This window comes from Cupriavidus sp. a3 (assembly GCF_051015765.1).
GTDB classification, from domain to species: domain Bacteria; phylum Pseudomonadota; class Gammaproteobacteria; order Burkholderiales; family Burkholderiaceae; genus Cupriavidus; species Cupriavidus oxalaticus_A.
Window position 1 is genome coordinate 1,060,699 of the sequence record NZ_CP170644.1, and the last position, 12,655, is coordinate 1,073,353.

12 protein-coding genes are annotated in these 12,655 nt (G+C 66.6%); 10 read left to right on the forward strand and 2 right to left on the reverse strand.

Going from position 1 to position 12,655, the window contains the following annotated elements; translation table 11 throughout:
- Nucleotides 1-4 precede the first annotated feature (4 nt).
- Nucleotides 5-1,255 (reverse strand): polyhydroxyalkanoate depolymerase, encoded by a 1,251-nt coding sequence (phaZ, locus tag ACAD63_RS26665; protein WP_434034621.1) that lies wholly within the window; start codon nucleotides 1,253-1,255, stop codon nucleotides 5-7.
- A 463-nt stretch (nucleotides 1,256-1,718) separates the two neighbouring features.
- Between phaZ and ACAD63_RS26670 the strand changes: the two genes are divergently transcribed.
- Nucleotides 1,719-2,126: a hypothetical protein gene (locus ACAD63_RS26670; protein WP_195427216.1), complete on the forward strand. Its 408-nt coding sequence runs from the start codon at nucleotides 1,719-1,721 to the stop codon at nucleotides 2,124-2,126.
- 105 nt (nucleotides 2,127-2,231) lie between these two features.
- On the opposite strand, the gene ACAD63_RS26675 is transcribed toward ACAD63_RS26670, so the two are convergent.
- Nucleotides 2,232-3,185, reverse strand: a complete 954-nt coding sequence (locus ACAD63_RS26675; protein ID WP_133094590.1) for a LysR family transcriptional regulator — start codon at nucleotides 3,183-3,185, stop codon at nucleotides 2,232-2,234.
- A gap of 181 nt (nucleotides 3,186-3,366) precedes the next feature.
- Between ACAD63_RS26675 and ACAD63_RS26680 the strand changes: the two genes are divergently transcribed.
- The 9 genes from ACAD63_RS26680 (at nucleotide 3,367) to gph (ending at nucleotide 12,602) form a co-directional block, all read left to right on the forward strand.
- On the forward strand, nucleotides 3,367-4,827 hold the full coding sequence (locus ACAD63_RS26680; RefSeq protein WP_133094591.1) for a form I ribulose bisphosphate carboxylase large subunit: 1,461 nt from the start codon (nucleotides 3,367-3,369) through the stop codon (nucleotides 4,825-4,827).
- A 39-nt stretch (nucleotides 4,828-4,866) separates the two neighbouring features.
- Nucleotides 4,867-5,286, forward strand: a complete 420-nt coding sequence (locus tag ACAD63_RS26685) for a ribulose bisphosphate carboxylase small subunit (RefSeq protein WP_135702754.1) — start codon at nucleotides 4,867-4,869, stop codon at nucleotides 5,284-5,286.
- Nucleotides 5,287-5,432: 146 nt separating this feature from the next.
- Entirely contained in the window at nucleotides 5,433-6,356 is a 924-nt protein-coding gene (cbbX, locus tag ACAD63_RS26690) for a CbbX protein (RefSeq protein ID WP_135702753.1), read from the forward strand.
- Nucleotides 6,357-6,359: 3 nt separating this feature from the next.
- Nucleotides 6,360-7,124 (forward strand): HAD family hydrolase, encoded by a 765-nt coding sequence (locus ACAD63_RS26695; protein ID WP_135702752.1) that lies wholly within the window; start codon nucleotides 6,360-6,362, stop codon nucleotides 7,122-7,124.
- A 1-nt stretch (nucleotide 7,125) separates the two neighbouring features.
- Nucleotides 7,126-7,830 carry a ribulose-phosphate 3-epimerase gene (gene rpe / locus ACAD63_RS26700; RefSeq protein WP_135702751.1) on the forward strand — a complete coding sequence of 235 codons (705 nt, stop codon included), beginning with the start codon at nucleotides 7,126-7,128 and terminating at the stop codon, nucleotides 7,828-7,830.
- Between the two features lie 51 nt (nucleotides 7,831-7,881).
- Nucleotides 7,882-8,976, forward strand: coding sequence for a class 1 fructose-bisphosphatase (locus ACAD63_RS26705; protein ID WP_133094596.1), 1,095 nt, complete (start codon nucleotides 7,882-7,884; stop codon nucleotides 8,974-8,976).
- A gap of 11 nt (nucleotides 8,977-8,987) precedes the next feature.
- Nucleotides 8,988-9,866 carry a phosphoribulokinase gene (locus ACAD63_RS26710; RefSeq protein WP_135702750.1) on the forward strand — a complete coding sequence of 293 codons (879 nt, stop codon included), beginning with the start codon at nucleotides 8,988-8,990 and terminating at the stop codon, nucleotides 9,864-9,866.
- A 28-nt stretch (nucleotides 9,867-9,894) separates the two neighbouring features.
- Nucleotides 9,895-11,910 carry a transketolase gene (gene tkt, locus ACAD63_RS26715; protein WP_434034622.1) on the forward strand — a complete coding sequence of 672 codons (2,016 nt, stop codon included), beginning with the start codon at nucleotides 9,895-9,897 and terminating at the stop codon, nucleotides 11,908-11,910.
- Entirely contained in the window at nucleotides 11,907-12,602 is a 696-nt protein-coding gene (gene gph, locus ACAD63_RS26720) for a phosphoglycolate phosphatase (RefSeq protein ID WP_434034623.1), read from the forward strand. The genes tkt and gph overlap by 4 nt, the downstream gene beginning before the upstream one ends.
- Nucleotides 12,603-12,655 lie beyond the last annotated feature (53 nt).

Here is a 12,655-nt window from a genome sequence, read left to right on the forward strand (position 1 = left end):
CATGTCAAACGCTTCCCATGCTCGCCCGGGCGTCAATGCCGCGTCGCGTCATATCGCATATCGTGGGAAAGACTTCCCTATGCCAGCAAGGGCCAGAGAAAAGGTCATAATGGCCGCAGCGCGGCACCGTAACGAGCCGCTTGCCGCGCAGGGCAATGCCTTGGCACAGATCATGAGCCGCATGGGTCTGTCCCCGGCCAGAGATTTCGTCGCACTCGCCTTCAATGGTGAGTAATGCGGTCGTACGGATGTCTTGTGGTCGCACCGCATGTCCTTGCACCTGCCATGTTCCGCGCGGCAGCCGGAAGTCCTGAAACACTGTGCTGATGGTATCCAGGTAGAACTCTGCCGCCATGTCGAGCACGGCGTTATAGGCGTCCAATGCTTGCCCATGCCTCTGCGCAAGATCGGCGTCGCCGCGCGCAAGACTGAGGCAGAAGTCCCGATACAGGGTCGTCAATGAAGATGAATCCGCCGCGGCCAGGCCGGCGACTTGCACGAAGCTTGGGCAAACCTGGCGTCCGACGCCCATGTACGGCTCGGGCACCGCGTGAATCAGATTGCGTTGAAACCACTGCAGGGAATGACGAGCGGCGAGATCCCCGATCGCGGTCGGGCTGCGACGCGCATCGATCGGACCGCCAATCAGAGTCAAGGTTTGCGGTGTTGGCTCATCCTCGCTCGCCAGCAGCGCAACGGCGGCCAACGTCGGCACAGTGGCCTGGCAGATGGCGAGGACATGGAGCGATTCCGCTTCGATCTGACGAATAAGGCGTTTGATGAAAAGCACATAGTCGTCCAGATGGAAGGGGCCATCACTCACAGGCACGTTGCGCGCATTGCTCCAATCTGTGACATAGACGATATGTTCGTGCAGCAACGACTCCACGACCTCGCGGAGCATGACGGCATGGTGACCCGCCAACGGTGCGCACAGAAGTATTGATGAAGACGGTTGTCCAGCCTCATGTTTGGCGGAGCCAGTCGTGAAGCGCAGCAGGCGGCAAAACGGGTTTTCTAAAAGGACAGTCTCCTCCACCGGGACAACGCAGCCACGAAGCTGAATCGCTGTAATGCTGAACGAGGGCTCATCGCAGGGCGAGCCGACGCGACTGAGCATTTCCCAGCAAGCGGCAAAGTCGCTTGCGCCAGGCACATAAGAAAACGGACTCATGGGGTGGATAAACGCGCGGCTCGCTTGTATCGCCAAGGCCGCCATTGTTGCCCTCTGATACTCCACAATCTGATAGAGCATACCGATCTCACGTCGAAGTAGGTCTGCCAGATAATCACGCGCCACCAGCACCGAACATGGCACGACCCGCAATGCCGAGCGAGGCAAAGTCGGACCGTTCCAATCGCTATGGGCTCGTTCTGCTGCCGCTGCCGATAAAGCGGACTGCCGGCAATGCCTCAGCCCGGAACCACTCCAGCATAGTCCAGGCGGGTTCGGCCTGTGACTCGACTGTAAGCAGGGTACGCGGAGGGGGCTCCATCCTCGCCAAACACGCTATGCCGCGTTTTGGTGTGCCCTATGGGGCACCAATCCGACACAGTGGCATGTAATGCAAAGTCGTTGGCATCCTTTGCATGGCGGGCGGCCCGCTGGCGCCGTTAGGCTATGCCATGTAGGTCATGACCGAAATCAACGCGTGTCCAGCCTGGGCGCGTTGCCGGCATGTCTCGTGTCGCGATGTTCTTGGAAGGATGTAACCAGCATGACTTATTCGCTCTCGCGCGCCGAAGTGGACAGCATTACCGATGGCGACGTGCAGTGCAGCACCATGAAACTGCTGCCGGAATGGGACGACATCCCGGCGGACTTCCGCAACGGCAATCTGTACACCCGTCTGGCAGAGGCGCGCTTGCTCGACTACCAGCTACCCGGTATCTCGATTGCATTCCTGCCAGAGTTCGATGACGCTGCGGCTTGCCAGGCCATCGACCGTTGCATCACCGCGCACCTGAACGCCTTCGCGCCCCGCCACCAGCACCGGATCGCCGGTGTGGGATACATGATCTCCAAGGTTTGCACCGTGACGCGCGTCGGGGTCGACGAGGCGAATGCCGAGCACGCGTACGGGCACCTGCTTCAAGCACCGACGGACGACGAACAACCGGATTGATTATCTGGCGACAGCCGTTCATGCGGGTGCGACAGCCCATCCACTGAATCCTGCGCCTGTCGGCTTCCGCCGATCACCTGCAAATCCCGGCGTCCCCTTGTTTCATCACGCCACGCGCCGCCCAGGCAGCAGCCCCGCATATTCCTTCCCCAGGAACTCCGCAGTGTGCTCAAGCAGATAGCCCCGGCAGCTCTCGCTGGCCGGAGACAGGCGCTTGCTTGCCATATGCGCCACATGCCAGACGCGCTCGATCGGCGTACCCGTCACATCCAGCAACGCGATTTCTCCCGTACGCAGTTCCAGTGACAGCGTATGCAGCGACAGCAGGCTGATCCCCATGCCCGCCATCACCGCCTGCTTGATGGTTTCATTGCTGCCCAGCGTGATCACCTTGGCCGGTGTGAACAGGTGGTCGCGGAACATGAACTCCGCCACGGTGCGGGTACCGGATCCGGGCTCGCGCAGCAGGATCGTCTCGTGACGCAGTTCCTGCAGGTCGAAGCGCTTCTCGCCGCGCAGCGGATGCCGCGGCGAGGCCACCACCACGTACGGATGCGCGGCGATCGGTTCTGACACCGCGTCCAGCTCGCGTGGCGGACGGCCCATCAGGGCCAGGTCGATGGCATTGTCCTGCAGCAGCTGCAGCAGCGTTTCGCGGTTGCCCTCGGCAATGCGCAGGTCGATGCCGGGATGCTGCGCCGTAAACCCCGCCAGCAGCTTGGGCGCGAAGTACTTGGCCGTACTGATCAGCCCGATCGTGATCGAGCCCTGCTCGACATCCTTGACCGCCTGCAGGCCTTCCTCCGCATCCTTGATCTCGCCAAGGATGCGCGAGGCATGGTGCAGCAGCCGGTCGCCGGGCTCGGTCAGCGTGAGCTGGCCCCGGATCCGCTCGAACAGGGCCAGCCCCACCACGGATTCCAGCTGCTTGACCTGCATCGAGACGGCCGGCTGCGTCAGGTGCAGCTCCTCGGCCGCGCGCACGAAGCTGGCGTGGCGGGCCACCGTGACAAAGATCTGGAGCTGGCGAAGCGTGAGGGCGCGCAGGAAGGAGGACATGGGCAGTGGGGGCGGCTTGGGGTTTGTCCTTTGATCTGAGGCCCGGGTGTGCGGCCCGCGCCTCACTTAAAGGATGGCTTATACAGGGGCTAAGAATATCTGAATTTACCTTATGTTGGTGGCCGGATATCTTTCTTTCCAACGAGCAGTCACGCCGCCAAACCACGGAAGGGAGACCAGCATGAACGCACCTGAAACGATCCAAAGCAAGCCGCGCAAGCGCTATGACGCCGGCGTGATGAAGTACAAGGAAATGGGGTACTGGGACGGCGACTACGTGCCCAAGGACACCGATGTCCTGGCGCTGTTCCGCATCACGCCGCAGGACGGCGTCGATCCGGTCGAGGCCGCCGCCGCGGTGGCCGGCGAATCGTCGACGGCCACCTGGACGGTGGTGTGGACCGACCGCCTGACCGCGTGCGACATGTATCGCGCCAAGGCCTACCGGGTCGATCCGGTACCCAACAACCCCGAGCAGTTCTTCTGCTACGTGGCCTATGACCTGTCGCTGTTCGAGGAAGGCTCGATCGCCAACCTGACCGCCTCGATCATCGGCAACGTGTTCAGCTTCAAGCCGATCAAGGCGGCGCGCCTGGAAGACATGCGCTTCCCGGTGGCCTACGTGAAGACCTTCGCCGGCCCGTCGACCGGCATCATCGTCGAGCGTGAGCGCCTGGACAAGTTCGGCCGCCCGCTGCTGGGCGCCACCACCAAGCCCAAGCTGGGCCTGTCGGGCCGCAACTACGGCCGGGTGGTGTACGAGGGCCTGAAGGGCGGGCTGGACTTCATGAAGGACGACGAGAACATCAACTCGCAGCCCTTCATGCACTGGCGCGACCGCTTTCTCTTCGTGATGGACGCGGTAAACAAGGCCTCGGCCGCCACCGGCGAGGTCAAGGGCAGCTACCTGAACGTGACCGCCGGCACCATGGAAGAGATGTACCGGCGCGCGGAGTTCGCCAAGTCGCTGGGCTCGGTCATCATCATGGTCGACCTGATCGTGGGCTGGACCTGCATCCAGTCGATGAGCAACTGGTGCCGCCAGAACGATATGGTCCTGCACCTGCACCGCGCGGGCCACGGCACCTACACCCGCCAGAAGAACCATGGCGTGTCGTTCCGCGTGATCGCCAAATGGCTGCGCCTGGCCGGCGTCGACCACATGCACACCGGCACCGCGGTGGGCAAGCTGGAAGGCGATCCGCTCACCGTGCAGGGCTACTACAACGTCTGCCGCGATGCCTATACCCAGACCGACCTGACGCGCGGGCTGTTCTTCGACCAGGACTGGGCCTCGCTGCGCAAGGTGATGCCGGTGGCCTCGGGCGGCATCCACGCGGGCCAGATGCACCAGCTGATCCACCTCTTCGGCGACGACGTGGTGCTGCAGTTCGGCGGCGGCACGATCGGCCACCCGCAGGGGATCCAGGCCGGTGCCACGGCCAACCGCGTGGCGCTGGAAGCGATGGTGCTGGCGCGCAACGAAGGACGCGACATCCTCAACGAAGGGCCGGAGATCCTGCGCGACGCGGCGCGCTGGTGCGCACCGCTGCGGGCGGCGCTCGATACCTGGGGCGACATCACCTTCAACTACACGCCGACCGATACCTCGGACTTCGTGCCCACCGCGTCGGTGGCCTGAGCCCCCGAGCCCCTGAACACCACAGAACGAGAGGACATCATGCGCATCACTCAAGGCACTTTCTCCTTCCTGCCCGACCTCACCGACGAGCAGATCACCAGGCAGCTCGAATACTGCCTGAACAAGGGCTGGGCGGTCGGCATCGAATACACCGACGACCCGCACCCGCGCAATACGTACTGGGAGATGTTCGGGCTGCCGATGTTCGACCTGCGCGATGCCGCCGGCATCCTGATGGAAATCAACAACGCGCGGAACACCTTCCCGAACCACTACATCCGCGTCACGGCCTTCGATTCGACGCATACGGTGGAGTCGGTGGTGATGTCGTTCATCGTCAACCGGCCGGCCGACGAACCCGGCTTCCGCCTGGTGCGGCAGGAAGAGCCCGGCCGCACGCTGCGCTACTCGATCGAGAGCTACGCCGTGCAGGCGCGGCCCGAAGGCTGCCGCTACTGAACGGCAGCGGCCGCACCGGCGCGTAGCGCAGCCACGCACTGCCCGCCGGCGATTCCCTCACTGTGCAGTCCCACGGGCGCGCCGCGGTCAGGCAGCGCGCGGGGGGAAGCTGCGCCCCGGATTCGATGAAACCTACGGAGCCTGCCATGTCCGCACCTGAAACGACCGCACCACTGCAGCACCCCGCTGCCTTGCCTGGTTCGCTGGCCGAGTCGCTGGCCAGCTCCGGCATCACCGAGCTGCTGGCCCAGCTCGACCGCGAGCTGATCGGGCTGAAGCCGGTGAAAGCGCGCATCCGCGACATTGCCGCCTTGCTGCTGGTGGACAAGCTGCGCGCCGCGCGCGGCTTCAGCGCGGGGGCGCCCAGCCTGCATATGTGCTTCACCGGCAATCCCGGCACGGGCAAGACCACGGTGGCCCTGCGCATGGCGCAGATCCTGCACCAGCTCGGCTACGTGCGCCGCGGCCACCTGGTGGCCGTGACCCGCGACGACCTGGTCGGCCAGTACATCGGCCATACCGCGCCCAAGACCAAGGAGATCCTGAAGAAGGCCATGGGCGGCGTGCTCTTCATCGACGAGGCTTATTACCTCTACCGCCCGGAGAACGAGCGCGACTATGGCCAGGAGGCCATCGAGATCCTGCTGCAGGTGATGGAGAACAACCGCGAAGACCTGGTGGTGATCCTGGCCGGCTACAAGGACCGCATGGACCGGTTCTTCGAATCGAACCCGGGCATGTCGTCGCGCGTTGCCCACCATATCGACTTCCCCGACTACCAGCTCGAGGAACTGCGCCGGATCGCCGACCTGATGCTGGCGGAGATGCAATACCACTTCGATGACGAGAGCCGCGCCGTATTTGCCGATTACCTGGCCCGGCGCATGGCGCAGCCGCATTTCGCCAATGCCCGCAGCGTGCGCAACGCGCTGGACCGCGCGCGCCTGCGCCATGCGTCGCGGCTGCTCGACGATCCCGGCACGGTGGTCGATGACCGTGCCCTGACCACCATCACGGCCGGGGACCTGCGCGCCAGCCGCGTGTTCTCGCAGCCTTCGGCCGCGGAGTAAGCCATGAAAGCCCTGATCTTCGATGTCGACGGCACGCTTGCCGATACCGAGACCGCCCACCTGCAGGCCTTCAACGCCGCCTTTGCCGAGGTCGGCCTCGACTGGTGCTGGGATGAGGCGCTCTACACGCGCCTGCTCAAGGTGGCCGGCGGCAAGGAGCGGCTGCTGCACTACTGGGGGATGGTCGATCCGGAAGAGGCCCGCGGCTGCAAGGTCAGGGAGACTATCGACGCCGTGCATGCCATCAAGACACGCCACTACGCCGAGCGCGTCGGCAGCGGCCAGCTGCCGCTGCGCCCGGGCATTGCCCGGCTGATCGACGAGGCCGGCAGTGCCGGCGTGCCCATCGCCATCGCCACCACCACCACGCCGGCCAATCTCGATGCGCTGCTGCAGGTGCCGCTGGGCCAGCGCTGGCGCGAGCGCTTCGCCGCCATCGGCGACGCCGGCACCACCGCCATCAAGAAGCCGGCCCCGGATGTGTACCTGGCCGTGCTGGAACGCCTCGGCCTGGAAGCCGGGGATTGCCTGGCGATCGAGGATTCGGAGAACGGGCTGCGCGCCGCGCAGGCGGCCGGCATTGCCACCCTGGTCACGCCCAGCGCCTACACCGCCCACGAACGCTTCGACGGCGCGCTGCTGGTGCTGCCGCACCTGGGCGATCCGGGGCAGCCGCTGCCGCAGCAGCTGCCCGGCGCGGCGCAGCGCTGGGCTGACCTGGGCGCACTGCGCAACTGGCATCGCGGCACCCTGTTCGAGGCAGCCTGACATGCATGCCAACGACCAACATGCCGTCCGCCTCGCGCCGTCCATCCTGTCGGCGGATTTTGCTCGGCTGGGCGAAGAGGTGCGCGCGATCGAGGCAGCGGGCGCGGACCTGGTGCACTTCGACGTGATGGACAACCACTACGTGCCGAACCTGACCATCGGGCCGCTGGTGTGCGAGGCGATCCGGCCGCATGTGTCCATCCCTATCGATGTGCACCTGATGGTGGAGCCGGTCGACGCGCTGATCCCCATGTTCGCCAAGGCGGGCGCAAGCATCATCAGCTTCCATCCCGAGGCAAGCCGCCATGTGGATCGCACCATCGCGCTGATCCGCGAGCACGGCTGCAAGGCCGGCCTGGTGCTGAACCCGGCCACGCCGCTGGGCTGGCTCGACCACACGCTCGGCCAGCTCGACCTGGTGCTGCTGATGAGCGTGAATCCCGGCTTCGGCGGCCAGGCGTTCATCCCCGGCGTGCTGGACAAGCTGCGCCAGGTGCGCGCGCGCATCGACCGGCAGGTGGAGGCCGGCGGGCGAGCGGTCTGGCTGGAAATCGATGGCGGCGTCAAGGCCGACAACATTGCGGAGATCGCCCGCGCGGGCGCCGACACCTTCGTTGCAGGCAGCGCCGTGTTTGGCGCGCCGGACGCCGGCGGCGGCTACCGCGGCATCCTGCGCCGACTGCGCGAGGCCGCGACGCTCACCTAGCCCGCGCCGGCGCCAGACAAGAACACATAGCAAATGAAGAGGAGACCTGTCATGCCCGAAGTCCAGAGGATGACCCTGACGCAGTTCCTGATCGAGGAGCGCCGCCGCTACCCGGATGCCGGCGGCGGCTTCAACGGCCTGATCCTTAACGTGGCCATGGCCTGCAAGGAGATCGCGCGCGCGGTGGCCTTCGGCGCGCTGGGCGGCCTGCACGGCCGCGCCGGTAGTGCGGAAGGTAACGAGTCGGCCATTAACGTGCAGGGCGAGATCCAGCAGAAGCTGGATGTGCTGAGCAACGAGGCCTTCCTGCGCGTCAACGAGTGGGGCGGCTACCTGGCCGGCATGGCCTCGGAGGAAATGGAGGCGCCATACCAGATCCCCGCGTGCTACCCGCGCGGCAAGTACCTGCTGGTGTTCGACCCGCTCGACGGTTCCTCGAACATCGATGTCAACGTTTCGGTGGGCAGCATCTTCTCGGTGCTGCGCGCGCCCGAAGGCGCGGACGCCGTGACGGAGCAGGACTTCCTGCAGCCCGGAACGGCCCAGGTGGCTGCCGGCTATGCGCTTTACGGCCCCACCACCATGCTGGTGCTGACCGTGGGCAACGGCGTCAACGGCTTCACCCTCGATCCGAACCTGGGTGAATTCTTCCTGACGCACCCGGGCCTGCGCGTGCCCGCCGAGACCCAGGAATTCGCCATCAACGCCTCCAACAGCCGCTTCTGGGAGGCGCCGGTGCAGCGCTATATCTCCGAGTGCATGGCCGGCAAGAGCGGCCCGCGCGGCAAGGATTTCAATATGCGCTGGATTGCGTCGATGGTGGCCGAGGCGCACCGCATCCTGATGCGTGGCGGTGTCTTCATGTACCCCCGCGATACCAAGGATCCCGCCAAGCCGGGCCGCCTGCGCCTGCTCTACGAGGCCAACCCGATCGCCTTCCTGATGGAGCAGGCCGGCGGGCGCGCCAGCACCGGCCGGCAGCCGCTGATGGCGGTGGCGCCGGGCGGGCTGCACCAGCGCATCGGCGTGATCTTCGGTTCGCGCAATGAAGTGGAGCGGATCGAGGACTACCACGCCAACCAGTCGGATCCCGACCTTCCCAATCCCCTGTTCAACGAGCGCAGCCTGTTTCGCGCGTCTGCCTGAGGTGCACGGCCATGTCAGAACGCTATCCCATCATTGCCATCACCGGCTCCTCCGGCGCCGGCACCACGTCGGTGACCCGTACCTTCGAGAATATCTTCCGCCGCGAAGGCGTGAAGTCAGTCGTGATCGAAGGCGACAGCTTCCACCGCTATAACCGTGCCGAGATGAAGGTCAAGATGGCCGAGGCCGAGCGCACCGGCAACATGAACTTCAGCCATTTCGGCCCGGAGAACAACCTGTTCGGCGACCTGGAAAACCTGTTCCGCTCCTATGCGGAAACCGGCACCGGCATGCACCGGCACTACCTGCACAGCGCGGAGGAGGCCGCCCCTTTCGGGCAGGAGCCGGGCACCTTCACCGAGTGGGAGCCGTTGCCCGCCGACACCGACCTGCTGTTCTACGAGGGCCTGCACGGCGGCGTGGTCACCGACGAAATCAATGTCGCCCAATATCCCAACCTGCTGATCGGCGTGGTGCCGGTCATCAACCTGGAATGGATCCAGAAACTCTGGCGCGACAAGAAGCAGCGCGGCTACTCCACCGAGGCGGTGACCGACACCATCCTGCGCCGCATGCCGGACTACGTGAACTACATCTGCCCGCAGTTTTCGCGCACCCATGTGAACTTCCAGCGCGTGCCGTGCGTGGATACCTCCAACCCCTTTATCTCGCGCGAGATCCCGGCGCCGGATGAAAGCATGGTGGTGATCCGCTTCGCCAACCCGAAAGGCATCGACTTCCAGTACCTGCTGAGCATGATCCACGACTCGTTCATGTCGCGCGCCAACACCATCGTGGTGCCGGGCGGGAAGATGGAACTGGCCATGCAGCTGATCTTCACGCCTTTCGTGCTGCGCATGATGGAGCGCCGCAAGCGCGCCGCCCTGTAACAACCGCTGAGCTGCGAGGACAAGAAACATGAACGCACCCGAACGCATCGACTCCGCGGCCCGCTGCGCCAACGCGCTGCGCTTCCTGGCCGCCGACGCGGTGGAACAGGCCAGGTCGGGCCACCCCGGCGCGCCCATGGGCATGGCCGAGATGGCCGAGGCGCTGTGGCGGCGCCACCTGCGCCACAACCCTGCCAACCCGGCCTGGCCGGACCGCGACCGCTTCGTGCTGTCCAACGGCCATGCTTCCATGCTGCAGTACGCGCTGCTGCACCTGACCGGGTACGACCTGCCCATGTCGCAGCTGCGCCAGTTCCGCCAGCTGCACGCGGCCACGCCGGGGCATCCGGAAGTCGACGTGACGCCGGGCGTGGAGACCACCACCGGGCCGCTGGGCCAGGGCCTGGCCAATGCCGTCGGCATGGCGCTGGCGGAGAAGCTGCTGGCCGCCACCTTCAACCGCCCCGGCTTCGACATCGTCGACCATCACACCTATGTCTTCCTCGGCGATGGCTGCCTGATGGAGGGCCTCAGCCACGAGGCCTGCTCGCTGGCGGGCACGCTCGGGCTGGGCAAGCTGGTCTGCCTGTACGACGACAACGGCATCTCCATCGACGGCGACGTCGCCGGCTGGTTTGCCGATGACACGCCGAAGCGCTTTGCCGCGTACGGGTGGCACGTGATCGCCGGCGTGGACGGGCATGATGCGCACGCCGTCGACGCGGCGCTGCACGCGGCCAGGGCGGAGCGCGACCGGCCCACGCTGATCTGTTGCCGCACCGTGATCGGCCAGGGCGCCCCGGCCAAGGCGGGCGGGCACGATGTGCATGGCGCACCGCTGGGCGCGGCGGAGATCGCAGCCATGCGCGAGGCGCTGGGCTGGGAGGCCGAGCCCTTCACCGTACCGGCGGACGTGGCCGACGCCTGGGACGCAAGCGTCCAGGGCGCGGCGAGGGAGGCTGAATGGGAGGCGCGCTTCGCCGCCTATAGCGCCGCGCATCCCGAACTGGCCGGGGAATTCCTGCGCCGCATCAAAGGCCAGCTACCGGAAGGCTTCGATGCGGCACTGATGGCGCTGCTGGACGCGCCCTCGGCACTGCAGGGCAGGATCGCCACGCGCAAGGCCTCGCAGTTCTGCCTGGAGGCGCTGGCGCCGGCCTTGCCGGAACTGCTGGGCGGCTCGGCCGACCTCACCGGCTCCAACCTGACCAATGTGAAGGCTTCGGTCTGGGTCAACCACGAAGGGCACGGCAACTACGTCAGCTACGGCGTCCGCGAGTTCGGCATGGCGGCGGTGATGAACGGCGTGGCGCTGCATGGCGGGCTGATCCCCTACGGCGGCACCTTCATGACCTTCTCGGACTACTCGCGCAATGCCATCCGCATGGCCGCGCTGATGCGGCTACGCGTGATCCACGTGCTGACGCATGATTCGATCGGCCTGGGCGAGGACGGCCCCACGCACCAGCCGGTGGAGCATGCCGCGAGCCTGCGGCTGATCCCCAACAACCGGGTCTGGCGCCCGTGCGACGGCGCCGAAACCGCCTACGCGTGGCAGGCCGCGCTGCAGCGCGAGCACGGCCCGACCTGCCTGGTGCTGTCGCGGCAGGCGTTGACGCCGTTCGAGCGCGATGCCGCCCGGCGTGCGGACATCGCGCGCGGTGGCTACGCCTTGCGCGATGCCGCGGCGCCGCGGGTGGTGCTGGTCGCCACCGGCTCCGAAGTGGAGATCGCGGTGCGCGCCGCGCAGGAACTGGCCGACGCCGGCATCGCCGCGCGCGTGGTGTCGATGCCGTGCGTGGAGCTGTTCTACGCGCAGGACGCGGCCTACCGCGACACGGTGCTGCCGCCGGGCGTGCCGCGCGTCAGCGTGGAGGCGGGCGCCACCTGGTACTGGCGCGGCGTGGTGGGCGAGGGCGGCGTGGCGCTGGGCATCGACACGTTCGGCGAGTCCGCCCCGGCGGAGGCGCTGTACCAGCACTTCGGACTGACTCCGGCGCACGTTGCGGCTGCCGCGCGCGCCTTGCTGGAGGAGAAGCCATGACTGCCGTATCCCTGCCTTGCACCGCGGTGCTGGTCGACCTCGACGGCACGCTGGTCGACAGCGCCCCGGACATCGTCGAGGCCGCCAACCGCATGCTCGCCGGTCTCGACAGCGCGCCGCTGCCCTTCGATACGGTGGCCGGCTTCATCGGCCGCGGCGTACCCAACCTGGTGCGGCGCGTGCTGGAGACCGCGCAGCTGGCGCCGCGGGTGGAGGCCGCCGCTGCCGAGGCGCTGTTCCATCGCCACTATGACGACACCAACGGCCGCCTGGGTTCGGTATTCCCGGGCGTGGAAGCGGGCCTGGCTGCGCTCAGGCGCGAGGGCTACCGCATGGCCTGCGTCACCAACAAGCCGCGCGCGCTGGCGGCGCCGCTGCTGGCCATGACCGGCCTGGCGGCGTACCTCGACGTGCTGGTGGCCGGCGATTCGATCGCGCAGATGAAGCCGCACCCCGCACCGCTGCGCCATGCCTGCCGGCTGCTCGACGTCGATGCGGCGCAAGGCGTGCTGGTAGGGGATTCGCCAGTGGACGTGGCCGCTGCGCGCGCGGCCGGCATGCCGGTCTGCCTGGTGCGCTACGGCTACGCCGGCCCCGACGGGCCCGCGGCACTGGGCGCGGATGCGCTGATCGACTCGATCGAGGCACTGCCGGTGCTGCTGACGCCGGCGTGGCTCGCACCCGCCGCCTGATATCCGGCGCGGGCCGGCAAGGATACCAAGACAAGTAAACGGAGACATCAGGA